This is a genomic window from Nocardia wallacei (assembly GCF_029868745.1).
GTDB classification, from domain to species: domain Bacteria; phylum Actinomycetota; class Actinomycetes; order Mycobacteriales; family Mycobacteriaceae; genus Nocardia; species Nocardia wallacei_B.
In genome coordinates this window covers 26,024-48,995 of sequence record NZ_JARWOP010000295.1, presented here as the reverse complement: position 1 = coordinate 48,995, position 22,972 = coordinate 26,024, and the positions used below count along the sequence as shown (strand labels likewise).

Below are 22,972 nucleotides of genomic sequence, written 5' to 3'. Positions count from 1 at the left end.
TTTCACCCCCGCCGGGGGGGGCGGGGGCCACCCAACACCCCCGCCTCCCCCGCGCCCCCCCGCCCCCCCCCCGGGCCCAACCCCCCCCCCGCCCCCCCCCCCGCCAGCGCGGCCTCCCAGTCGGGCAGCCGCGCGAGTAGGTCGTCCACTGCCGCATGCGGCCGTTCCAACGACAGCAGTAGCCCCGTGAGCCGCCGGATGGCCGCCGCCGCTGCCACGGTCTGGGCGAGCGGCTGCGCACCGAATCCGGATCCCCCCTCCGGACCAGGCCGGCTGGACTGCCCGTTCTGCGGCATGCGTCCTCTTTCTTCCACGTCCCATGCTTGCTACATTGTGCAATGCACAACGGTATCACATACGGTATGTAAAACAGTATGCTTGTTGGATGCGGAGTGGGACAGTGAGCGAGCCAGCGAATACCGGATCCGACGCCGAGGGTTCGGTGACGATCGACCGTGACGGCGCGGTCCTGCACCTCGTCATCGATCGCACCCGGCAGCGGAATTCGCTGACCCGGCCGTTGGTCTAGACCCTCGTGAACACACTTACGGTGGCAGCGGCCGACGACTCGTTGCGCGCTATCAATCTTCGCGGCGCCGGCGCCGACTTCTGTTCGGGCGTGGACTGGGTGACCGGGAACGCCGCGGACGGGCCGCGGCCGCGCACCGGCGACCTGGTCCGGCGCATCCCCCACGCGGCGCACCGCGTGATCGAACTCCTGCACACCATTCATCTCCCCGTGGTCTGCAGCGTGCGCGGGTGGGCGACCGGCATGGGCTGCAACCTCGCACTCGCCGCGGACTTCACCGTGGCCGCCGACGACGCGGTGTTCTGGGAACCGTTCCTGACCCGTGGTTTCAGCCCCGACTCGGGCTCGACCTGGCTGCTGCCGCGCCTGATCGGCCTCGCCCGCGCGAGGCGCATGCTGCTGCTCGGCGACAAGGTGAGCGCCGCCGAGGCCGCCGGGTGGGGGTTGATCGACCGTTGCGTACCGGCGGGCGATCTCGAGACCGCCGGCGGCGAGTTGCTGGCGCGCCTGGCCGCGGGCCCCACCGTCGCGATCGGCCTGGCCAAGCAGGCGCTCGCCTACGGTCAGCACGCCACCCTCACCCAGTCGCTGAACCATGAGCTTTTCGACCTCGAATTATCTTGCAGAACAAGCGATTTCAAGGAGGGACTGGCCGCGTTCCGGCAACGGCGCGCACCGGAGTTCCAGGGCCGATAACCGACGAGGGAGCACCATGTCGCCCGCCACCGCATTCGACACCATCCGGCTCGATGTCGACGCGAACGACCGCGTCGCCACCATCACCTTGAACCGGCCCGAACGTCTCAACGCCTTCGACCGCACCATGTGCGAGGAGATGACCCGGGCCTGGCGCCTGATCCGAGCGGACGACTCGGTCAACGCGGTAGTGCTGCGAGCCGCCGGGACCAGGGCATTCAGCGCCGGGCTGGATATCAAGAAGCCCTACGGCCAGCCGTCGAGCGTGTGGCATCACGAGGATCCCGGCGAAGCGCTCAGCCCGAAATGGCAGAAGATGTGGAAGCCGGTGATCTGCGCGGTGCAGGGAATGTGCACCGCGGGCGGCTTCTACTTCGTCAACGAGGCCGATGTGGTGATCTGCTCGACGAACGCGACATTCTTCGACTCGCACGTCTCGGCCGGTCTGGTGTCGGCACTCGAGCCGATCGGGCTGCGGCGGCGCATCGGTCTGGGCGAAACACTGCGAATCGCGTTGATGGGCAACGACGAACGCGTCTGCGCGGAGACCGCGCTACGCATCGGACTGGTCTCCGAGGTGCTCTCCCCCGACCGGCTGTGGCCCCGCGCCCACGAGATCGCGGCCACCATCGCCGCCAAGCCCGCGGCCGCCACGCAGGGCACCGTGAAGGCGATCTGGGAGTCGCTGGACAAGCCCTACCGCGCCGCACTCGACCAGGGGCTCATCTACACACGGCTCGGAAACCCCTTGGGCACAGCAGAATTGGCGGGCCGATCCGACAACGTCGACCTGCCCGGACCGAGGATTCGCTGATGACCGACCACGACACCACGGAGGCGATCGCATCCATCGAGTCCTCGACCCTCGCGGCGGTACTGCGGGAACGCGCGTGGGCACGGCCGACCCATCCGCTGGTCGTCTGCGGTGCGGATCGGCTGAGTTATGCTGATGCACAGGCCCTTTCGTCCCGAATGGCGCGCGGGCTGGCCGCGCTGGGCGCGGGCAAGGGAACCCATGTCGGGCTGCTGCTGCCCACCGGAACGGCGTTCGCCGTCGCGGCACTCGCCGTCGCGCGGATCGGCGCCGTCGTCGTTCCCCTCCCCACCTTCGCCACGCCGCGCGAACTCCGAGAGATGTTGGTGCACAGTGATGTTCGCATCCTGATTGCCACCACGCACGACTACGTCCAGCGACTGACCGAGCTCCTCGACGGCGCCGAACTCGACTCGCTGGATCGCTTGTTCTGTGCGGCGGTCCCGCAGTTGCGGCATGTCGCGATCAGTGACGGCCCCGCGACCGCGCTGTGTGTGCGCGGCGGCACCGATATCCAGCGGCTCGCCCACACGGTCGACGAACCACTGATCGAAGCGATGGAACACGATGTCGACGGCTCCGATCCGCTGGCCATCGTGTACACCACGGGTGCCACGAGTGCGCCGAAGGGCGTGGTGCACACCCACGCCGCGCTGCTCGGTCATCAGCGCGACCTCAACGAGATCCGCGGTCTCACCGAGCACCACGTCCTGTTCTGCGACTCGCCGTTCTTCTCGATCCGCGGATTCGCATCAGGTCTACTCGCAACCATCGTCGCCGGGTCGACGCTGCTGTGCTCCGACGCCACCGATCCCGCCGTGCCGATCGCTATGCCGGAATCCGAAAAGTGGAACGTGTGCTCGATGCGGCACGGCCTGCTGGAGCTGGCCGAGACCGGCGGCATCGCCCTGATCAGCGAGGAATCCGATCAGCGCCGCCGGAGATCGTGCGGCAAGCCCGCTCCCGGCTTCGAGACCAGGATCGTCGACCCGGACACCGGTGTGCCCGTCGGCGCCGGGGATATCGGCGAACTCTGTTTTCGCGGACCGTATCTCATGCAGGGGTACCACAAGCGCGGCCGCGAGGAGTGCTTCGACCCGGACGGCTGGTTCCCCGTCGGCGATATGGCGCGCATCGACAGCGACGGATTCGTGCACCTCATCGGCCGCCGCGACGCGACCAACGAGACCAGCGCCGAGGCGCCTGGGATGACCGGTGAGAAGGCCACCGCGCTGACGATCGACCAACTGGTGCGGGACCGTGCGGCCGACGCTGCCGACACCCCCGTGGTGATCGATCCGCGGCACCGGCTCAGTTACGGCGAACTCGCTATGGCGACCGAGGAATCGGCCGCCGCGTTGGTCGACGCCGGAGTCGGCAAGGGCACCCGGGTGGCCCTGCTCATGCCCAACGGCACCGAGTGGGTGCGAATCGCGCTGGCGCTCGGCCGGATCGGCGCCGTTCTCGTGCCGCTCAGCACGCTGTTGCGGCCGCCCGAACTCCGTACCCAACTGCGCGTCGCCGCCGTGGAGTTCCTGATCACCGTCGAGGAGTTCCGGGGGCGGCGCTATCTCGACGATCTCGGTCCGACCGCTGGGCGCGACCCGCTGTGGGATCCGCGGCTCCCCGCGCTCCGGCAGGTCCGAACCGCCGAGCAGATCGCCTCCGCCGGGGCGAGCCCGCGGGCCGCGGCGATCGTCGCGGCCCTGTCCGGCACGGTCACCGCCGCGGATCCGCTCGTCATCATGTTCACCTCCGGCAGCCGCGGACTTCCCAAGGCCGTCGTGCATTCGCACGGCAGCGCGTGCGGCGCCGTCCGTTCGGGACTGGCGAGCCGGTGTATCGGCGTCGGCACCCGCCTGTACCTACCCATGCCGTTCTTCTGGGTCGGCGGCTTCGGCGGCGGCGTCCTCTCGGCCCTGCTGGCGGGGGCCACCCTGGTCACCGAGTCGATCCCGCGCCCGGAGGCGACGCTGGAGCTATTGCGACGCGAGGGTGTCACGCTGTTCCGAGGCTGGCCAGATCAAGCGGAAAGGCTTGCGCGCCAAGCCGAAACGCTCGGCACCGCGGTGCCGACGCTGCGGCCTGGGAGCTTGGATGCGCTGCTGCCCGCGCATTTGCGCGCCCGGCCCGGGGCCCGCGCCAATCTGTTCGGGATGACGGAATCGTTCGGCCCCTACTGCGGGTATCCCGCCGATACGGATATGCCGCGTTCGGCCTGGGGTAGTTGCGGGCGGCCGTTTCCGGGAATGGAGGTCCGCGTGACCGATCCGGAGAACGGACGTCCGGTACGCTCCGGCATCGTGGGAGTCATCCAGATCCGGGGCCCGCACATCCTGCGGGGGATGTGCCGGCGCAGCCGGGAGGACGTCTACACCGTGGACGGCTACTACGAGACCGGCGACCTCGGGTGCCTGGGCGACGACGGATTCCTGTTCTACCACGGCAGGTCCGACGACATGTTCAAGGTCAGCGGCGCCACCGTCTACCCCAGCGAGGTGGAGGCCGCCCTGCGGGGTCTCGACGGCGTCACCCAGGCCTTCGTCACCAATGTCCCGGGGCCACAAGGTGATCGGGTCGCCGCGGCGGTGGTGTGCGACACCGCCGACACCTCCCCCGACCGGCTCCGCGCCGCTGCCCGGGCGGTGCTCAGCTCCTTCAAGGTACCCACGGTGTGGTCGCTGCTCGATTCCGACGCCGATATCCCGCGCGGGGCGACCGGCAAGGTCGATATCGCCGGTTTGCGCGAGCTGTTGTCGGCGCGATGACGCCGCCGTAGTCGAAAGGATCGTGGCGTGACCACTGCCCCCTCGCCCACACAGCCCCTGGCCGGTGTGCGCATCGTGGAGATATCCAGTTTCGTCGCCGCGCCGCTGGCCGGGATGACGCTGGCACAGCTGGGCGCGGATGTCGTTCGCGTCGATCCGATCGGCGGAGCGGCCGACTGTCACCGGTGGCCGCTCACCGACGCGGGCGAAAGCATCTACTGGGCCGGTCTGAACAAGGGAAAGCGTTCTGTCACAGTAGATCTGCGCTCACCGGACGGGCGGCAGCTCGTCGCCCGCCTGATCACAGAAAGCGGACCCGCCGGAGGCATTCTGCTCACCAACACGGCCGGACGGGAGGAGCTCGACTGGGATGCGCTGACCGCCCGGCGGCCCGACCTCATCCGGTTGGAAATACTGGGCCGCGCCGACGGCACGGCCGCCGTCGACTACACCGTCAACGCGGCCACCGGGTTCCCGCTCGTCACCGGGCCCGCCGACCACGACGGTCCGGTCAACCACGTGCTTCCGGCGTGGGATCTGCTCTGCGGTATCTATGCGGCACTGGCGATCACCGCGGCCGTGCGGCACCGGGACACGACCGGGGAGGGCAGCCGGGTCGCCCTGCCGCTGGACGATGTCGCGCTGGCCACGGCGGGCAACCTCGGCTTCCTCGCCGAGGCCGCGCTGACCGGACGGGAGCGCCCGCGCCTCGGCAACGCCCTCTACGGTCAATACGGGCAGCACTTCACCAGCGCCGACGGCGTGTCGTTCATGGTGGTCGCGTTGACCCCCAGGCACTTTCGCGATCTCACCGAACTCACCGGCACCGCGGCGCCGGTCGCCGCGCTGGCGACGACGCTGGGGGTGGACTTCACCGACGAAGGCGCCCGCTACCGCTATCGCGACGTGCTGACCGGCCTGTTCGCACCCTGGTTCCAGGACCGCACCGGCACGGAGGTCGCCACCGCCCTCGCCGGTACCTCGGTGCTGTGGGAGCGCTACCGTAGCTTCGCCGATCTCGTCACCGAGCCGCGCGTGACCGAGAATCCGCTGTTCACCCCGCTGCGCCAGCCCGGGATCGGCGACTACCTCGCGCCCGGTGCGCCCATGTCGGTGAACGGTGTCCATGTCCCCGCCCGGCCCGCGCCACGGCTCGGCGAACACACCGAATCGGTACTGCGAGAATGACTTCGGCTGTCCGCACGACAATTCGACAGAGCCGCGCGGCAGCGGCCCGGAAGGTGAAGTGGTTGTAGGGCGTGTGCGTGGGTCAGGGGATCAATACGGTCTTGCCGGAAAGCTGCCCGGCGACGGCCCGGTCGTGGACGGCGGCCAGATCGGTCAACGAACGGCGTTCGGCCACATCGACTGTCAGGTCTCCGGCGTCGACCCGGCTGACCAGCTCGGCGAGCTGTGCGGCATCGCTGCGGACGAGGACCTGCCGCACTCGCACTCCGCGCCCGGCATGGTCTGGGCCGGGAGTGGCGGTGCTGACGAAGGTTCCGCCGTCGGCGACCAGTTCCGCCAGTTGCGCGGTGTTCTCGGAACTGTCGCGTACGAGTTGCAACACGACGTCGAAGCGCTGTCCGTCGGTCGCGTGAGGGACAGCCGTGGTGGTGTAGTCGACGATCCGTTCCGCGCCGTAGGAACGAATGCGCTCGCGACTGCGCGGGCTCGCGGTGGCGGTCACGACGGCACCGGCCCGCACGGCGAGCTGGACGGCGTATCCGCCCACCCCGCCACCCGCACCGTTGATCAGGATATGTTGCCCCGCTTGCAGTTCGGCGTACTCGAACAGCGCTTGCCAGGCCGTCGATCCGACGAGAGGCAGTGCCGAGGCGTCGGCCGCCGGGACAGTGCGCGGAGCGGCCGCCAGCGCTTCGGCGGGCGCGGCGACGTACTCCGCGGCCGCGCCCGGTACATCGGGCGGAAGCAATGCGATCACGGCGTCGCCGACGTTCCAGCCCCGCACACCCGCGCCGACCTCGGTGACCACGCCCGCTACGTCGCAGTTCGGAATGTGCGGGAACGCGACCGGGATCATCTCCCGCAGAATGCCCGCGCGGATCGCCACGTCCAGCATGTTGAACGAGGTGCCGGACACCTTCAGCACGACCTGGCCCGGACCCGCGACCGGCCGCCGAACCTGTTCGCAGACCAGAACTTCACTGCCACCGTAGGAGTGGTATCGCACTGCCTTCATCTCTTCTCTCCCTCTCAAAGGTTGCGCTCATCAAGAAAGTAAGGTGACCTGATCATAATTGTCAAGCAGCCTGATAAGATGCCCTGACGAAAGTGAGGTGGGAGTGGACCAGGCAGAACCTCGGCAGTGGGAACGACCGCTGCCCGCGCTACTGGACCAGGTGAAGGCCCTGACGTTGACCGAGCTGCATCGCAGGCTGGCCGAGGAAGGCTTTCCCGGCATACAGCCACGCCACGGCGTCGTCTTCCGGTTCATCGACGACACCGGAGCCCGACTGACCGACCTGGCCGACCGATCGGGCATCACCAAACAATCCGTCGGAGAAGCCGTCGCCGAACTCGAGCAACTCGGCTTCGTCGAACGCGCGGCCGACGCCATCGATCGGCGCGTCAAGATCATTCGCCTCACCCCGCAGGGCCACGAAGCCCAGGCGGCCGCCGCCCGAATCCTCGCCGACATCGACACCCGGCGCGCGCGAGTCGTCGGATCCCACAACCTCGCCGCACTCCGCCGGACCTTGGAACGAATCATCACGGCGGAACACGCGTGACCTCGGCTACGGTGTCGGCGCGCTGAACTCCCGCAGGCAGGAGAGGAAGAGTTCGTCCATGCGAGGGCTCAGTTCGGCCAGCGTCCTGGCGCATGCGTAGGCGCCGGGTCCGAAGACGCGATCGAGGGATTCGGTGTCGGTACCGAGCGACAGACATAGGCAGCCGATGCCCTCGCCACGGAGTTCCTCGAGTGCCTTGCGGGTGTCGGCTTCGGCGTAATGGCCTGCGTAACCGTCCTCGTAGGGCAATCCGTCGGATAATAAGAGCAGCAATCGATTTCGTGTTCCCGCTCGAGTCTCGAGAATTCGGCCCGCGCCGCGAATCCCGGCGCCGAGGCGCGTGTAGCCGGTGGGTTGGAGCCGGTTGATTCGTGCTCGTTCCACGGCGCCGAAGCGCTGTCCGAATGTCTTGATCGACGGGAGATGGACCGCGCGGCGGCCATGTGACCGGAAGCCGTATACGGCGACGCGGTCGCCGAGTTCTTCGAGGGTGGCGGCCAGCGTGGCGGCCGCGCGGCGCTGATGGTCGTGCACGGTGAGGCCGTCGGTATCGGTCTCGGTGGCGGACCCCGAGGCATCGAGCAGGATGAGAACACCGAGATCGCGTGCCAGCCTGCGATGTTCGCGGTAGACGTGTTCGGGTGGCGAGTAGCCTGAGCGCAGGTCGACAAACAGGTCGACGAGCGCCTCGAGGTCGAGTTCGTCGCCGTCGGGACGGCCGCGAAGGGTCTCGAGGCCCAGACCGACCCGGGCCAGGCGCCGGCGCAGCACGTCGTCGGGCGCGATCGCGGCGGCGGCGATGTCGACCTCGTCCGTCAAGGGGAAGTCGATCACTCGGCACCATTCGGGCCGGTATCTCTGTTGGTGGACATCCCATTCCGGGTAGAGGGCGCCACCCGACGTGAGAATGGCGTCCGGCTTGCCGTCATCATCGAACCGAATGCGCGTGGACAGCGGCCTCGCGTGTATTCCGGCCGTACCTGTTCGGCGCACGGCACGGATTTTCATATCGGCGGCTGGTCCGTCTCCACCCTGGCCAGCGGCACCGAATCCATTGCGGAAGAGATCCAGCAGCGTGCGTGAACTGAGAAACGGATTCCCGAAGAACTTCCCGGCATTGCTTCCGCCGGACTGATCGTCGGCCTCCGGAATGTCGAGCGGATCGAAACTCGAGTGCGGCGCATTCCCGGTGGTCCATGTATCCGCAGCGGCGAGGAGGCGGGCGGGTTCGATGACACCGAACCATGGCGGTGGATCCGCGACCGGTCCACGCCGTCGCGCCACCGCCAGTGAGTGCTCGGCGGTCGTGGTGCTCGCTTCCCCCTCGACGGGCAGATCGGCGGCAGCACGGAGAGGGGCCGCGAGTGCGGTGAGAGCCCGGCGGCCTTCGACTGCGAGATAGCGGCGTGCCAGGGAAGGACGCCGTCGCAACGCCTTCACCAGAGGCGGATCCAGGCTTCCCGCACCGAGCAGCGCGGCCTGCACCAGCAGCTCGCGCCGCTGCTCGGCCGCGGGCCGCCCGGCCGTGACGAAGATCGTCCGGCCTGTGGTGTGCGCGGCCGTCCCGGCCGGTGCGTACGCGACCTCGACCGAACGCCCGGCGACATGAGCGGCAAGCAACCGGAACCGGCCCGGCCCTGTCGCGTCGGCGGAGATCATGCTCGGGGCAGCACGGCGTCGGCGAGTTCGCCGAGCGCGCGGACCACCTCATGATCGTCGGACAGCACTTGCACCACGGCCGACCGCACGGCGGCGCGCAGGCTCAATCCTTCCGCTACCAGGCTGCCCGCGAGGATCAGCATCCGGGTGGACGCCACCTCGCGCAGCGGCGATCCGTCCAGATCGCGAATCGTGTTGCCCAACACCACAAGTGCGTGCGCGGTGCCGCTGTCGAGCCCGGCTTCGTGCGCGACCACCTCGGTCTCGATTTCTGCGGGCGGAAAACCGAGTTCGATGGCGATGAACCGCTGGCGCGTCGACTCCTTGAGATTCTTCAACACGCTTTGATAGCCGGGATTGTAGGAGATCACCAGCTGAAAACCCGGCGCCGCCGGCACCGTCGTCCCCAGTCGATCGATCGGCAGCGCACGACGGTGATCGGCCAGCGGATGAATGACCACGGTGGTGTCCTGGCGCGCCTCCACCACCTCGTCCAGATAGAAGATGGCGCCCTCGCGCACGGCCCGCGTCAAAGGCCCGTCCACCCAAGCCGTTTCGCCGCCCCGCAGCAGGAAACGGCCTACCAGATCCGCGGAGGTCAGGTCCTCGTGCCCGGCCACCGTAATCAGCCGCCGATCGTTCTCGGCGGCCATGGCCTCCACGAACCGGGTCTTTCCGCACCCGGTGGGACCCTTCAGCAACAACGGCAGACCGCGGCCGGCCGCCGCCCGGAAGATCTCGACCTCGTCGCCGACCGGGCGGTAGAACGGTGTCTCCCGGAAGCTTTGCGGCGCGGCGCTGTTCGTCAGAGTCATCGGTGTCCCGTTCGCTCAATCATGGCGGCCGCAGCGGTCGGATTCCTGGTCGATGCGGGCGGGTCGGCCGTCGGGCTGCCCGATCTGCCACGTGTCGGCGGCTCCGGACGTGAAAGGCCCTGGGGCGCCCTGGGATTCGTAGTATCCGCGCGGATCCCACGTCTTCGCGGTCGGGTACGGCCACGGGCAAGCGACCGTGGACGCCGCGCCGGTCGCGCGCACCGCCCAGAACGACGTGCTGAAGCCGAACATCGCGACACTGAGCGCAACCGCCATCACCAAAAACGTTGCGAGCCTGGGATGGCGGGCGTGGAAGCCGAACCGCCGGGCGATCTTCTCCGCCTGTGTTCGCCCCGTATCGTCGCGATAGAGCAGCACTGACGCCGGGATCATCACGATCGTGATCAGCACACTCGCCATCAGCATCGGGAACTGACTGTTCTTGCCCGCATCGATCGTGCCGAAGTCGATGACATGCGAGTAGGTCAGAAACTGGGTGCGGACCAGGAAGATCTCCTGGGCGGCGTCCCAGAGGAGACCGACGACGAAAGTCAGCACCGCCAGGCAGATCAACGGGCGCCGCCACACGAGCGCGTCCGGCTCGCGGCGGCGTTGCACGGCTCGCAGGATCGGCATCGCCACGAAGTACGGAAGCAGGATGTAGGGCGCGTAGACGAACGACGTCAGCGGCTCGATGATCGGCGATATGTTCAGCCACGGCCACTCTCGGGGAAAGTGCCACAGTCGCGGGTTGTAGACGAGGCCGATCGCCCAATTGTTGTACGGGTCGAGCCAGAACAGCGTGCTGGACGCGATGACCATCAATATCACCGGATGCCCCGGATAGCGCCGCCAGCCCCAGACCGAGGCGATGACGGTCGCGATGAACAGGCCGATCGCCGCGACCTGCCCGACGGTGATCCAGTCGATCCCGGAAAGCAGCGGTTCGACGGGCAATGGCGTATTCGCTCCGTCGGGATTGCGGTTGTCCGGTGCCGCCGGCCCGTGCTTTTCGGAGGTCACGAGGATGGCCCCGGCCGCGACAACCGCGACAACCCAGCAGGTGAGGGTCCGCCATGACGGTGTGGATTTTGATTCGGACGACTTCATGGCACTCCGTGCGGATCCCCCGCGACCTCAGGGCGCAGGAGGCGACTCTCGCCTCGAAGTAGAGCGTAACCCATATAGTTCAGAAAATGAATATTCGGGAAGATGGAGTACAGTCTGACTCCGTGACCGACACCATTGGCGCTGCTGAGGACAGCGATATCGTCGATTTCCTCGGTGCCGTGACCGACGTGCGGCGGATGATCGCGAACCTGACGCTGCCGGTCGCGCGGCGACGCGGAATCTCCGAACGCGCCTTGGGCATCGTCTTTCTCGTCCACGCCGGTCTCGACCGCCCGGGACTGCTGGTCGATTTCCTCAGCGTGCTGCCGAGCACGATCACATCGGACATCGAGAAGCTCGTCGCGGCGGGCCTGCTGCGACGGACGTTGTCGCCCACCGACCGCCGGGTCACGAGGCTCGAAGTAACCCGGAAAGGCGTTGCGACACAAGAGGAATCGCTGCATCGACTGCACGAGTACTTCCGCGCCAAGGCCGCCGGGGTGTCGCTCGACGAACTTCATGCCTGTATCGCCACACTCCGGAAGCTCAGCGGCGAACCGCAGCCGTCCGTTCCTAATCCGCTGCGTGCGGGCGAGGCGACCGACCACAGTCGATGATCAGCTCGGCGGCCCGCTCGCCGATCATCATCGCCGCGGCATTCGTGTTGCCGCCGACGATGCTCGGCATGATCGACGCGTCGGCCACGCGAAGTCCCGCGATGCCGTGCACCCGCAGTCGGGGATCGACCACCGCACGCTCGTCGGTGCCCATCCGGCAGGTTCCGACCGGGTGGTACACACCCGACGCATTGCGCCGCACGAACTCCGCCAAGTCCACACCGGTTGCCCCTGCTCCCGGAAGCACCTCGCGCCCCACCTCCGAGGCGACCGCGCCATGCCCGATCGTCTCGCGCACCAGCTCCATCCCGGCGATCAGGGTCGCCGAATCCTGCGGTTCGGCAAGGTAATTCGGGTCTATGAGGGGGGCGGCGAACGGATCGGTCGACGCCAGCCGCACCGTCCCCCGGCTCTGCGGGTAGAGCATCGTAGGGAGCAGGGTCAGCGACGGCGACGGGTCGGCGGCCAGATGCAGTCCCGGCTCGTCCTGGTTTTCCGGATAGCTCATGGGCAGGATGAACATCTGCAGGTCGGGCACGTCCGTCCGGGTCCGGACTCCGCTGTGTACGAAGCCGACGGCCTCGAACAGCGTGTTCGACAGATATGTCGATCGCGGGCGCACGCATTCCCGTGCCATCGCTCCGGCAAAGCTCAACGGGGATGCGCGCCGACCGCTGGGCGCGAGATAGGACATCGGGACGAACAGATGATCGTGCAGGTTGTCGCCCACCGGAAGGTCGGCGATGACATCGATCCCGTGCTCACGCAGATGCGCGGCACGGCCGATGCCGGACAGCATCAGCAGACGCGGCGTGCCCAGCGATCCGGCACAGACTATGACCTCACGGCCGGCCCGCGCGGGCTCGATCCGACGATTCCCGCCCGCTACCAACTCGACTGCGACCGCGCGGCCGTTCTCCACGACGACCCGGGTCGCTGTCACACCGGTCACTATCCGGAGAGTGGGCGGGGCGGCCCACAGATACCCGCGATCGGTGCCCACCCGCCGGCCCGCGCCGATGCTCTGCTGTAGTGCGGCGACGCCTGCCTGCTGTGCCCCGTTGTAGTCGTCGTTCGGCCCGATGCCGGTCGTCGCCGACAACGCGGCCATGAAGCTTTCGGTGACCGGAGCCAGACCCGTGGACCGTCCGACCGCGATCGGACCGGTGCCGCCGCGAAGCTCGCTCGGCCCGTCCTCGAAACTCTCCAGCCGCCGAAAAGACGGCAGCACATCGGAGAATCCCCAGCCCGCGGCGCCGTCGGCCGCCCAGTCGTCGTAGTTGCGGCGGTTCCCACGCACGAACGCCATGCCGTTGATGACGCTGCCGCCGCCGAGCGCCCGGCCATGGGACTGGGGAAGTCTGCGATTGTTCATGTGCCGCTGCGCAACCGAGTAGGCGGGCCAGGTGACGCGACGTTGCAGCGACGTCATCGCGTGGATGGCCCCGCACATGCCGGGGACCGTGACGAGCGGTCCGCGAAGCTGCCGCCCCGACTCGATCAGCGTCACCGTCGCGCCGGTGTCGGCCAGGCGTCGCGCGACGACCGCGCCCGCGCTGCCCGATCCCACCACGACGTAGTCGGCCGATCCCGGGCCGCCGGAAGCCTTGGTCGTCCGTGCCCACGTCATCCAGACCTCCGCTGTCCCAACCGATCAGCCCGAAATAGTTCAGAATCCGAACTTATTGCGCGACGCTAGCACCTATCGGGGTCGAGCGCCATATACTGGCCGATGCCCTGCACCCCCGCTGTCACCATCCGACAGACCGACGACCGCGACATACCAGCCCTGGCCCAGCTGCGCAGGCAATGGGCGGAGGAACAAGCAGGCCGCCCACTCGAGGACAACGGATTCGACGATCAATTCGCCCAGTGGTACGCCGCCGAGTCATCCCGCCGGACGACATTCCTGGCCGAGATCGACAGCGACGCAGTCGGCATGGTCAACCTCGCCCTATTCGAACGAATGCCCCGCCCCGGCCTACCCGCCTCACGCTGGGGCTATCTCAGCAACGCATTCGTACTCCCCGAGTACAGAAGCCGAGGCGTAGGCACCCCCTACAGGTCAGTGTGCGCCGAGGGTGTCGAGGATCATTGGGCGGGCTGTTGCCAGGGCCTGTTGCCAGTACGCCCAGGTGTGGGTGCCGTTGCCGATGTCGACGCGCGCGGGAATGCCCAAGGCCGATAGTCGATCTCGGAACATCTGTGCCGCTACCATCGTCATTGCGTCCAGGCCCATGGCATTTACCGTGTTGCCGACGCCGTTCGGCAGGTCCGGCGGGCCCGGCACGCCGTTTCCGGCCCAGATGTACATCGGGAGGCCGCGTAGCAATTCGGCCTGTTCGGTGGCGTCGTTGCGGCGCCAGGCGGGATCGCTTGCGGGGCCCCACATGTCGTCTACGTTGAAGTTGCCCTCGTCCCACATGGCCGCGCGCATCGCTTCGTTCCACATCGGGAAGGTCGGGTGCACGAATCCGGAGAAGGATCCGGCGAACTTGAACTGGTCGCGGTGGTGGGCGGCCAGCGTCAGGGCGGCGTTACCGCCCATGGAGGCGCCGACGATGGCATTGTTGGTGCGCGAGACGCCGAAACGCGCCAGGAAAGCGGGCAATTCGGCGGTGAGGAAGGTCTCCCACCGGTAGGTCGTCGCTTGGCGATTGGTGCTGCTCGGCCGGTGCCAGTCGGTATAGAAACTCGAGCGGCCGCCGACCGGGAACACCACAGTGACGTTGTCGCCCGCGAATTGGCGCAGCGCGTCGGTGTCGGTCGTCCACTGGCTGTGATCGCCCGGCGCCCGCAGACCGTCGAGTACGTACAGAGCCGCACTCCCGCCGCGCGCCGCCCACTGCACCTGAATCTTGATCGGCCCCATGCTGGAGGGCACCGACAATTCCTGGAATCCGCCCGCCGGCGCCTGCCGCACCGGCGCGTACACCGGCGCCGCCGGCGCCACCGCCGCACCGACCCACGACATCAGCAGGACCACTACCGCGACGACTCCAGCCTTCCCCAACCATGGCCGCCGGCTCACAGATCGCGCCACCCGCATACCTCCTCGCTGCTGTCCCGACAAGATGCCGAAGACCCGAATTCGGCGGTTGCCCAGCATAAATTTTCCGGGCGGGACCAGCCAGGACAGGGAAGACATCAGGGCAGGGTTCAGCTCTGCAAGCACTGCGCGACGAGATGGAGGCACGTCAACGGATGCGAGAGCCGCCGGCACCTGCCCCGAAGGGCTTTCCCGAGCGCGGCCTGTGAGTGTGCTACTCGGATGCCATGATTCGGCTATGTCGGCGGCGCGCCGATACCCTCACCGGCGCGCCGCCCTGACCTTTCGTCGTCACCGAACCAGCGATGACGGCGGTGCCCGACTTGCGGTATCAGCTGATATCGATCGTCCCGTCGAACACCATCGGGGTGGGGCCCGGCAGACAGTCGCGGAACGAACTGGTCGGCATCGGAATGCCGTATCCGATCATGTTCGGCGCGCCGTTCTGTCCCTTGGCCACCGTAATTTGGATGGCCATCGAATCCGGCGCGAAGACCATCACGGGCTGCGCGCTGGTGATCGGATAGACCAGCGATACGGTATTACCTTGCGCGCGCAGACAAGTCACCGGACCGGTCACCTTGACCGGTAATGCCGTATTGCCCCATTGCGCATTCGCGACATAGGTGCCGGTAGCCGGCCCATCACCCCGGCCTTGCGCATCGACATGCAGGACGTTCATGCCCATCACCTGCATACTGCCGTCGATCGCCACGCTGGCCGGATCCGCCGCTGCCTGCCCCGCCGACGCCATCGCCGCCACTGTCGCCGCCGCCGCGGAGACGCCCACACGGGTAAGCCATTTACTCATCACGAGACCTCCGAATTCTGGGTTTTCTGTGCCGTGCGTACCCGGGCTTCCGCCTCCTACACACGGACCCGCGTCTCCGTGTGCGCACCGATTTAGCTACCATCGGCAATCGCCGCCGACGCTGCCGACTGTCGCGCCGCGAGCCCTGTCACCCAATGGTTTTCGCGCCGCGATCGTGGGGTAGCCAGGCGGTATCCCGAGTTTGCGGAGAGGGCGGGTGGACGTGATGAGGGCGCCACTGGGGCCGATCGGCGAGGGCGAGGAACACGACGCGGAATTCGATCTCGACGACACTGCGCTGTGGCAGGTCAGGGAGGCGGTGCGCACGCTGCTCGCTCCGCGGAGCGGTGTCGTGGTCGAAGACGCGGTGCTGGTCGCCGACGAACTGGTCACCAATGCCCTCGAACACGGGCGGCCGCCGCGGCGGGCCCGGTTCCGGGTGCAAGCACGCCCGGGACGGCTGCGAATCGAGGTCGATGACTGTGGGCCCGGCGGGCCGTACCTGCGCACACCCGACGACCGCGGTGGGCGCGGAATGACCGTCATCGACCGCTTGGCCACCGGGTGGGGCGTGATCGACTACGCCAGGTTCAAAACAGTGTGGGCCGAGCTGCCGCTGGATCGCCCCCGCGTTCCCCCCATGACCGCCACGCCACCGCCCGACGAACCCGACGGCAGCTAGCCAGGCGACCGAACCGCGGCGCGAGAGTCAGGCGGTGAGTGCGTCCTCGACGCTGTGATATAGCGCCAGGACCTCCTCGAGTCCCGACAGCTCGAGGGGCCGAATGACCGGGCGGTTGGCGTCGACGACCACCCGCAGGGGTTCGCGACGGTTCTCGGCCTCCCTGCTGGTCGCGGCGAGAGTCTTCAAACCCGCCGCCCCGAAGTGCTCGACTCCGGTCAGGTCCACGACGCAGAACCCCGCCTTGGTGCGATCCAACCCTTCGCGCACCGCCGCCGCCATGCGCCCCGCGGTCCCGCTGTCGACCTCGCCCTCGATCGTCACCACCGCAACCGCGCCGGCCATCCGAACTCGGACCCGCAATAACGATGGGGCCGACTCCCGCTCACCTTCACTCACCCGAGGACCTTACCCAGCCCACCCGTCACAAGCCCGCGCATAGTGGTTCGACGCTTCTCGACCGGGTAGCACGACGGTGGGAGGAGGTCGATATGTCTCGGTACGGCGATGACGTCGCGGCACTGGCCACCCCGCTGACGGATGCGGGCGACTTGGATGTGTTGCTCGACCGGGTCGGTGATGCTTCGGTCGTATTGATCGGTGAGGCCAGCCACGGCACCGACGAGTTCTATCGCTGGCGGGCGTTGCTGAGTTGGCGATTGATCGTGGAGAAGGGCTTTTCGTTCGTGGCGGTCGAGGGCGACTGGCCCGACTGCGACCGGGTCGACCGTTCGGTGCGATGTCTGCCCGGCGCACCCGAGGATCCGCGCGCGGCGTTGCTGGCATTTCGGCGGTGGCCGACATGGATGTGGGCGAATGAGGAAGTCGTCGATTTCACGCGCTGGCTGCGCACCTACAACGCGGAAAGAGACGAACACGCCCGCGTCGGTTTCCATGGCTTGGATGTGTATTCGTTGTGGGAGTCGTTGCACGAGATCATGCTCCATGTGCGTGAGCACGATCCGGCCGGAATGCCGGCGGCGTTGTCGGCTTACCGGTGTTTCGAGCCTTACGGGGATATTTCCGATTATGCCCGCGCCGCCCGGTTCGTTCCGGCCGGCTGCGAGAACGAGGTGGTGGATCTGCTGGTGCGGCTGCGCGCAAGAGCGGCCGCCGACGGTGGGGACGCGTTCCGGGCGTGGCAGAACGCCGAAGTCGTCGCCGGTGCCGAGCGGTACTACCGGACCATGATCGGCGGCGATCGCCACTCATGGAATATCCGCGACCGGCACATGGACGCCACACTGGAGCGATTGCGGAGCCATTACGGGCCCGATTCGAAGGCGATCGTATGGGCCCACAACACCCACGTCGGCGATGCGCGCGCAACAACGATGGCCGAGCGGGGCGAGGTGAATATCGGCCAGCTCGCACGGCAGCGCTACGGCCGTGATCGGGTGGTGCTGATCGGATTCGGTTGCCATCGCGGGACGGTGGTCGCGGGAGATTTCTGGGGTGCGCAACCACGCGAACTGGCGGTTCCCCCGGCACGCGCCGGATCGCTCGAGGATGTGCTGCACGCGCACGCGCCCGAGCGTGGAGTGTTCGTCTTCCCCAGCGGGGATCGCCCCGATCTGCTCGGCGACGAGTTGGGCCACCGGGCGATCGGCGTCGTCTATCACCCCGAACGCGAACAGTGGGGCAACTATGTGCCCACCGTCCTCGGCGACCGCTACGACGCGTTCTTCTGGTTCGATCGCACGCACGCATTACACGCTCTGTCTGCTATGCGCCACAACGCTATCGGCGACGAACTCGTGGCGGAGGCCGATCCGCATCAAACGGCCGAAACCGGGTAACGCCGACGTAATGTTCCCCGTTCGAAGGAGGCGACACATGTTCACGCGGCACAGCAGGCGGATGCGTTCGGCCGTTGTGGTCGGGGTGATGGCGGCGAGCGCGATGCTGGCGGCCTGCGGCGACGACGACACCGACACGTCGGCGCCCACCACCGCTCCGGTCACGATGCCGAGCACGACAGCCACCACCGGCACCGACGAGGACAAGGTCACCCCCGAGGCAGCTCGGCAGCTGTGCGACATGATCGCCCCGGAAATCGACAACTGGCGTGACCAGGGCACGGTCCTCGGCAAGGTCAGCTTCAACGGCACGGTCCAGAACTGGGCCGCCCGCAACCAAGGGCTCAACGACGAAGTGATCCGCGACAAGTCGATCATCGACGACGTCACCACCCAGACCTGCCCCGACGTACGCGATCAGGCCACGAAGGTGCTCGAAGTGCCCGACTTGGCCTCGGCGCTGGCCGGTTTCGGCGGCTGACGACGCATGATGAAGGTGTGAACGCTCCCGTACCTGGACCTGTCTTCGACGTGATCGCCGTACTGAACGGTGTCGTGGATCTACGGTCCTATCCACACCGGAACCTGGCTCTGAGTTCGCCTCCCCGGGTGGAGACCCGCGCATCGAGCAACAACAATTCCGTCATCTTCGAGCCGGTGGTGCACCTGCTCAACGGCATCGAATTGCTCGAATCCCAGGGGTGGGAACTGGTAAGCGTGATCGAGCGGAGCCTCGACAGTCCGAGATTCAAGGAACGCTGCCTGGTGGCGTTCATGCGCCGTCGCTGACGCCGGGGACATGCGACCAGGGTGCACGGCCGATTTGATACCACCGTGCTACCCGAGCCCCTACCGCAGTGGGACGCCGATTCGTGTTCGGCATTTCTACCGTCGAGCCGTGAATTCGATGACCAGTTCCGACGCTCACGATCCGACGGCGAGCGCGAAAACGGTTACGGCGGTGCGGAAGTGGGGCACCTTGACGGTCGCGTGCCTGCTCGCGGTGATTCCGAACTGGGATCTCACCGCGCTGGGTATGGCGCTTCCGGGTATCGCCGCCGATCTCGGCGCGAGCGGCACGCAATTGCTGTGGATCGCCGACATCTCGACATTCGTGCTGGCCGGGCTGCTGATCACCATGGGTGGCATAGGCAATCGGATCGGTCACCGACGCCTGCTGCTGCTCGGCACGGCGGGCTACGGCGCGGTGTCGATACTGGCGGCGGTCGCGCCGACGCCGGAGACCTTGATCGCGGCGCGGGTATTGCTCGGTGTCACCACGGCCACAATGCTGCCGACCACGCTGAGTCTGCTTCGCAGCGTATTCACCGACGCCAGGCAGCGCACCATGGCCCTCGGCGTATTCGGCTCCGCGGGTGGGCTGGCGGTCGGACTCGGACCACTCGTGAGCGGGACCATTCTGGACGTATTCTCCTGGCGGGCAATATTTCTCGTCAACGTCCCGATAACCGTCACGATTGTCGCCATCGGGCTGAGCGTACTTCCCGAGGTCCGGGATACGCACCCCGCCCGGCTGGATCCGATCGGCGTCACACTGTCTGTCGCCGGGGTCCTCGGATTGGTATACGCGTTGAAGGAGGCCACCAACGGGCTCGGGCAAGCGCGCGTGATTGTCGCGGCAGCGCTGGGATGTGTGGGCATCGCGTTGTTCCTGCGCCGGCAGACCCGGGCGGTCGCACCACTCATCGATCCGCGCCTGTTCCGGTCGCGTGGCTTCACCGGCTCCATCACCGTCAATTTCGTGATGATGCTCGCGCTGGCGGCCCAATCGATGATCCTCGCCCAGTATTTCCAGATGGTTCTCGACTGGTCACCGCTGCGAGCAGGATTGGCCACCATGCCCGCGGCCTTGGGCGCGCTGATCGGTGGCGCGGTACTCACCCCGCCGCTCATCGCCCGTCTCGGCCGCGCCGGTACCGTGGCGCTCGGACTCGGTATCACCGCGGTATCGTCCGCGCTGCTGGCCCTCGCCAGCGGAGTCGACACCGAATACCCCGTGCTCGCGGCGTCGATACTCTTGTCCGGATTCGGCATGGGCCTCGCCTTCACCACCACCGCCGACACCGTGCTCGCCTCGGCGCCCCGCCACCGCCCGGGCTCCGCGTTCGGAATCTCCGAGACCGCAACGCAATTGGGTGCGGCATTGGGAATCGCGGTCCTCGGCACCATCCTCACCGGGATCTACCGCTCCACTGTCGTTGTCCCGGAATCGATCTCAGCGGACGAGGCGAACGGTATCCGCGACAGCCTCGGCACCGCGCTGCGGACCGAACTCCCCGACGACCTGTACCGACAAGTCGCCGCCGGCGCACAGGCGGCATTCGTCGACGGCATGCAGGTCACGCTGTCGATAGGGACCGCACTGATCATCGGCGTCGCGGCATTCGCACTGGTATCACTCCGAGGCGTCCCGAAGGTCATTACCGAAACCGACTGAACCACAACGGGTCCGCAAACTAGCCGGACGACAGCGAACATGTGGTGGAAGATTGGTTGTGCGTCGGAGTCGGGTTGCCGACTACTTGTCGCCGGGCTTCTTCCACAGCACGTAGCTGAAGTTGAACTGGGGGAAGTTTCCGCCTCGCGCGGAAATGGTGTGGATGCGGCCGAAGCGGCCCTCGCTCGACCTCACGCAGTAGCGTGTCGCGGTCTCGAAGCTGCCTGCGTCGATGAGTTCGGTCTTCGCGTATTCCACGTCGGGGAGTTGGCGGCAGTCGTGCAAGGTCGGCGACTCGGGACCGGACCAGCGTGCGACTTGGGTGCCGTTGTTGGCGCCGAGGCCGGCCTCCTGTGCCACCAGGTCCGAACCTTCGGCGATACCGTTCTCCGTCTTGTTCTTGTCGAGATTGAAGGAGTCACCACCGAGATTGGTGTACGCGGTGATCGAGATGGTGCCCGTCTGGAAGGAAGCGCCCGTCGGGTCGCCGGGCCACGGCTGTTCGGATGGTCCTGAGGACGCGCTCGGAGGCACCGCATGCCCGGAGCCTCCGGCCCCTGCCGTGGTGCTCGAGGTCGGCGGCGTCGGGTCGTTCGAACCCGCCCCGCATTGTGCGACCGCGATCAGGATGGAGATCGGAATCGCGACGACCGTAGCGATGCCGCTGATCTTCTGCCAGTCCGCCATGGATCCTCCCCCGCCTGCCGCACCGCTCCCACGCGGCCGTCGTGAACACACTAGACGCCGACACCTCCGGCCTGCACGAGTTCCGGACAGCAACGACTCGGCCCGAGCAATGCCGTGCCGCCCGCATGGCGGAAGACGACGCCCCGGGCCTGTGCCGGACCAGTGCGCGCATCGCACTACTCGCCCTCAATGCCGACCCCGCGCAGCCGTGTGCATGACCGCTCATGACGTGCGGTCCGAGACCCGGAAAGGACTAGGGTCACGGCGCCGAAGAGGCCAGCCGGGAGCTACCTCTCCGGGACCGCGCCAGGCTGAACACCGTGCCGGTGGGTACGTCAGACCTGTGTCAGGCCGGTGTCAGCAGGGCTGGCGATGGTATCCGTGTGGACAGCATGGCAATTGCGGCTTCCGGGCCGCGGGAGACGTATGGGGATATGGCGGTCCTCGATGGCATCGCCGCGACGTTCGGGGCCGACTGCTACCCGATGCCGGGCGCGGAATGGCTCGACCGCGTGCGCCGGTATCTGGGCAGTGAACACGTTGTCGCCCAATTGATCCGCTTCGCCCTGGTCGGCGGTTTCGGCAACATTGCCTATGTCCTGCTGTTCATTGCCCTGTCCGGGAGCGGCACGCTGGTCGCCAATACCGCCGGCTCGATCGTGAGCACGGTGATCGCGAACGAATTGCACCGGCAGCTCACCTTCCGCGCAGCCGGGCAGGTCGGCTGGTTCACCGCACAGTGGGAAGGCGGCGGGTTGGCGCTGATCGGCCTGCTGATCAGCACGGCGGCGCTGGCCGGTCTCGAATTCTGGGCGCCCGGCCTCGGCGAGATCGCACAGGCGGGGGCGGTCGTCGGCGTCATGGCGATGGTCGGCGGCCTGCGCTTCCTGGCGCTCCGCGGCTTCGTCTTCCGAAAGACCGAGACGTCTCGGATCTGCCCCAGTGCCCCGCCGCGGGAGGGCTTGCACCTCCACTATTCAGTGTTACTATCTACCGGTAGTCAGCGACGCTGAGTAGCAAGGAGGTGGTTCGTGGGCAAGCAGATGACAGAGATGCTCAAGGGCACGCTCGAGGGCATCGTCCTAGCGGTCTTGGCGGGGCGGTCGGCGTACGGCTACGAGATCACGGCGTGGCTGCGGGAGCAGGGCTTCTCCGACATTGCCGAGGGCACCATCTACGCCCTGCTGGTCAGGATAGAGAAAAGGGAACTGGTCGACGTGGAGAAGGTCCCGTCGGAAAAGGGCCCGCCGCGCAAGGTGTATTCCCTCAACGCGCAGGGGCGGCAATACCTCGACGAGTTCTGGAAGACGTGGCACTTCCTGTCCGAACGGCTCGAACAACTCCACGAAACAGGAGGCAGATAATCGTGTTCATCGAAAAAGTGATCGGCGACCTCGGCGACAAGAAGCGGTGGCGGCAGTACCAGGCGCGCAAAAAACAGCTGCCGGCGGCCTATCGCACGGCGGTGGACGGGTTCGAGCGGTACCTGATGGTCCTCGGCCCCGGCGGCGGCACAGCGATTTTCGTGGATCTCATCGATTTGTTCGAGCAGAGCGCGGCGGATCGCACCCCGGTTCGCGATGTCGTCGGCGACGATCCGGTGGAGTTCATCGAAGCGTTCGCCCGCAACTACCAAGAGGACTCGTGGAAGAACCGCGAACGGACACGGCTGATCGACGCCATCGAGCGCGCCGCCGGCGAAGACACCGGACAGGGACGGTAGCT

General features: G+C 67.4%; 26 protein-coding genes and 2 pseudogenes. 18 read left to right on the top strand and 10 right to left on the bottom strand.

The annotated features are described in order from the left end of the window. Positions 1–2: 2 nt before the first annotated feature. The gene (locus tag QH470_RS27310) at positions 3–296 is read right to left on the bottom strand and encodes a hypothetical protein (protein ID WP_425302791.1); all 294 of its coding nucleotides are present in this window, start codon (positions 294–296) and stop codon (positions 3–5) included. Between the two features lie 104 nt (positions 297–400). On the opposite strand from QH470_RS27310, the gene QH470_RS27305 reads away from it, so the two are divergent. The 6 genes and pseudogenes from QH470_RS27305 (at position 401) to QH470_RS27280 (ending at position 5,995) form a co-directional block, all read left to right on the top strand. Continuing rightward, positions 401–529 (top strand): hypothetical protein, encoded by a 129-nt coding sequence (locus tag QH470_RS27305; RefSeq protein WP_280275218.1) that lies wholly within the window; start codon positions 401–403, stop codon positions 527–529. Between the two features lie 6 nt (positions 530–535). Beyond that, positions 536–1,225: an enoyl-CoA hydratase/isomerase family protein gene (locus QH470_RS27300; RefSeq protein ID WP_280275217.1), complete on the top strand. Its 690-nt coding sequence runs from the start codon at positions 536–538 to the stop codon at positions 1,223–1,225. 16 nt (positions 1,226–1,241) lie between these two features. Continuing rightward, on the top strand, positions 1,242–2,039 hold the full coding sequence (locus tag QH470_RS27295; RefSeq protein WP_280275216.1) for an enoyl-CoA hydratase/isomerase family protein: 798 nt from the start codon (positions 1,242–1,244) through the stop codon (positions 2,037–2,039). Continuing rightward, a pseudogene (locus QH470_RS27290) lies at positions 2,039–3,097 on the top strand (AMP-binding protein); the annotation flags it as partial. The gene QH470_RS27295 and the pseudogene QH470_RS27290, both read left to right, overlap by 1 nt. A 150-nt stretch (positions 3,098–3,247) precedes the next feature. Continuing rightward, positions 3,248–4,807, top strand: a complete 1,560-nt coding sequence (locus tag QH470_RS27285) for a class I adenylate-forming enzyme family protein (protein ID WP_280275223.1) — start codon at positions 3,248–3,250, stop codon at positions 4,805–4,807. A 27-nt stretch (positions 4,808–4,834) separates the two neighbouring features. Further along, positions 4,835–5,995: a CoA transferase gene (locus QH470_RS27280; RefSeq protein ID WP_280275215.1), complete on the top strand. Its 1,161-nt coding sequence runs from the start codon at positions 4,835–4,837 to the stop codon at positions 5,993–5,995. Between the two features lie 82 nt (positions 5,996–6,077). On the opposite strand, the gene QH470_RS27275 is transcribed toward QH470_RS27280, so the two are convergent. Next, positions 6,078–7,010, bottom strand: a complete 933-nt coding sequence (locus tag QH470_RS27275) for an NADP-dependent oxidoreductase (RefSeq protein ID WP_280275214.1) — start codon at positions 7,008–7,010, stop codon at positions 6,078–6,080. A gap of 103 nt (positions 7,011–7,113) precedes the next feature. Here QH470_RS27275 and QH470_RS27270 point away from each other — a divergent pair, with 103 nt between their 5' ends. Continuing rightward, positions 7,114–7,560, top strand: coding sequence for a MarR family winged helix-turn-helix transcriptional regulator (locus tag QH470_RS27270; RefSeq protein WP_280275213.1), 447 nt, complete (start codon positions 7,114–7,116; stop codon positions 7,558–7,560). 6 nt (positions 7,561–7,566) lie between these two features. On the opposite strand, the gene QH470_RS27265 is transcribed toward QH470_RS27270, so the two are convergent. From QH470_RS27265 to QH470_RS27255, 3 genes are read right to left on the bottom strand one after another with little or no spacing between them, the layout of a single operon-like run. Continuing rightward, positions 7,567–9,219 (bottom strand): nitric oxide reductase activation protein NorD, encoded by a 1,653-nt coding sequence (locus QH470_RS27265; protein WP_280275212.1) that lies wholly within the window; start codon positions 9,217–9,219, stop codon positions 7,567–7,569. Further along, on the bottom strand, positions 9,216–10,034 hold the full coding sequence (locus QH470_RS27260) for a CbbQ/NirQ/NorQ/GpvN family protein (protein ID WP_280275211.1): 819 nt from the start codon (positions 10,032–10,034) through the stop codon (positions 9,216–9,218). The genes QH470_RS27265 and QH470_RS27260 overlap by 4 nt, the downstream gene beginning before the upstream one ends. 15 nt (positions 10,035–10,049) lie before the next feature. Continuing rightward, positions 10,050–11,144 carry a spirocyclase AveC family protein gene (locus QH470_RS27255; RefSeq protein ID WP_280275210.1) on the bottom strand — a complete coding sequence of 365 codons (1,095 nt, stop codon included), beginning with the start codon at positions 11,142–11,144 and terminating at the stop codon, positions 10,050–10,052. Positions 11,145–11,266: 122 nt separating this feature from the next. On the opposite strand from QH470_RS27255, the gene QH470_RS27250 reads away from it, so the two are divergent. Beyond that, the gene (locus tag QH470_RS27250; protein ID WP_280275209.1) at positions 11,267–11,761 is read left to right on the top strand and encodes a MarR family winged helix-turn-helix transcriptional regulator; all 495 of its coding nucleotides are present in this window, start codon (positions 11,267–11,269) and stop codon (positions 11,759–11,761) included. Here the strand turns inward: QH470_RS27250 and QH470_RS27245 are convergent. Beyond that, positions 11,718–13,391: a GMC family oxidoreductase gene (locus QH470_RS27245; protein WP_280275208.1), complete on the bottom strand. Its 1,674-nt coding sequence runs from the start codon at positions 13,389–13,391 to the stop codon at positions 11,718–11,720. The genes QH470_RS27250 and QH470_RS27245 overlap by 44 nt on opposite strands. A gap of 102 nt (positions 13,392–13,493) precedes the next feature. On the opposite strand from QH470_RS27245, the pseudogene QH470_RS38320 reads away from it, so the two are divergent. Continuing rightward, positions 13,494–13,805 (top strand): annotated as a pseudogene (locus QH470_RS38320) (GNAT family N-acetyltransferase); the annotation flags it as partial. A 21-nt stretch (positions 13,806–13,826) separates the two neighbouring features. Here the strand turns inward: QH470_RS38320 and QH470_RS27240 are convergent. After that, the gene (locus QH470_RS27240) at positions 13,827–14,810 is read right to left on the bottom strand and encodes an alpha/beta hydrolase (RefSeq protein WP_280275222.1); all 984 of its coding nucleotides are present in this window, start codon (positions 14,808–14,810) and stop codon (positions 13,827–13,829) included. Positions 14,811–15,141: 331 nt separating this feature from the next. After that, positions 15,142–15,621 carry a hypothetical protein gene (locus QH470_RS27235; protein ID WP_280275221.1) on the bottom strand — a complete coding sequence of 160 codons (480 nt, stop codon included), beginning with the start codon at positions 15,619–15,621 and terminating at the stop codon, positions 15,142–15,144. 226 nt (positions 15,622–15,847) lie between these two features. Here QH470_RS27235 and QH470_RS27230 point away from each other — a divergent pair, with 226 nt between their 5' ends. Continuing rightward, positions 15,848–16,303, top strand: a complete 456-nt coding sequence (locus tag QH470_RS27230; protein WP_280275207.1) for an ATP-binding protein — start codon at positions 15,848–15,850, stop codon at positions 16,301–16,303. A 27-nt stretch (positions 16,304–16,330) separates the two neighbouring features. Here the strand turns inward: QH470_RS27230 and QH470_RS27225 are convergent, their stop codons facing one another. After that, positions 16,331–16,702, bottom strand: coding sequence for an STAS domain-containing protein (locus QH470_RS27225; RefSeq protein ID WP_280275206.1), 372 nt, complete (start codon positions 16,700–16,702; stop codon positions 16,331–16,333). Between the two features lie 92 nt (positions 16,703–16,794). On the opposite strand from QH470_RS27225, the gene QH470_RS27220 reads away from it, so the two are divergent. The 4 genes from QH470_RS27220 to QH470_RS27205 all read left to right on the top strand — a co-directional run bounded on the left by QH470_RS27220 (position 16,795) and on the right by QH470_RS27205 (position 20,560). Next, positions 16,795–18,102 carry an erythromycin esterase family protein gene (locus QH470_RS27220; protein ID WP_280275205.1) on the top strand — a complete coding sequence of 436 codons (1,308 nt, stop codon included), beginning with the start codon at positions 16,795–16,797 and terminating at the stop codon, positions 18,100–18,102. A 37-nt stretch (positions 18,103–18,139) separates the two neighbouring features. Beyond that, positions 18,140–18,583, top strand: coding sequence for a hypothetical protein (locus QH470_RS27215; protein ID WP_280275204.1), 444 nt, complete (start codon positions 18,140–18,142; stop codon positions 18,581–18,583). Positions 18,584–18,600: 17 nt separating this feature from the next. After that, the gene (locus QH470_RS27210; protein ID WP_280275203.1) at positions 18,601–18,891 is read left to right on the top strand and encodes a hypothetical protein; all 291 of its coding nucleotides are present in this window, start codon (positions 18,601–18,603) and stop codon (positions 18,889–18,891) included. Between the two features lie 118 nt (positions 18,892–19,009). Beyond that, positions 19,010–20,560, top strand: coding sequence for an MFS transporter (locus QH470_RS27205; RefSeq protein ID WP_280275220.1), 1,551 nt, complete (start codon positions 19,010–19,012; stop codon positions 20,558–20,560). An 81-nt stretch (positions 20,561–20,641) separates the two neighbouring features. Here QH470_RS27205 and QH470_RS27200 read toward each other — a convergent pair whose 3' ends face one another. Beyond that, entirely contained in the window at positions 20,642–21,247 is a 606-nt protein-coding gene (locus QH470_RS27200) for a hypothetical protein (protein ID WP_280275202.1), read from the bottom strand. A gap of 41 nt (positions 21,248–21,288) precedes the next feature. Between QH470_RS27200 and QH470_RS27195 the strand changes: the two genes are divergently transcribed. From QH470_RS27195 to QH470_RS27180, 4 genes are all read left to right on the top strand, one after another. Continuing rightward, a complete protein-coding gene (locus QH470_RS27195; protein ID WP_280275201.1) occupies positions 21,289–21,465 on the top strand; it encodes a hypothetical protein in 177 nt (58 codons plus the stop codon). 102 nt (positions 21,466–21,567) lie between these two features. Next, a complete protein-coding gene (locus QH470_RS38140) occupies positions 21,568–22,260 on the top strand; it encodes a GtrA family protein (RefSeq protein WP_342228468.1) in 693 nt (230 codons plus the stop codon). 18 nt (positions 22,261–22,278) lie between these two features. Beyond that, positions 22,279–22,611 carry a PadR family transcriptional regulator gene (locus QH470_RS27185; RefSeq protein WP_280275200.1) on the top strand — a complete coding sequence of 111 codons (333 nt, stop codon included), beginning with the start codon at positions 22,279–22,281 and terminating at the stop codon, positions 22,609–22,611. A gap of 17 nt (positions 22,612–22,628) precedes the next feature. Continuing rightward, the gene (locus QH470_RS27180; RefSeq protein ID WP_280275199.1) at positions 22,629–22,970 is read left to right on the top strand and encodes a DUF1048 domain-containing protein; all 342 of its coding nucleotides are present in this window, start codon (positions 22,629–22,631) and stop codon (positions 22,968–22,970) included. Positions 22,971–22,972 lie beyond the last annotated feature (2 nt).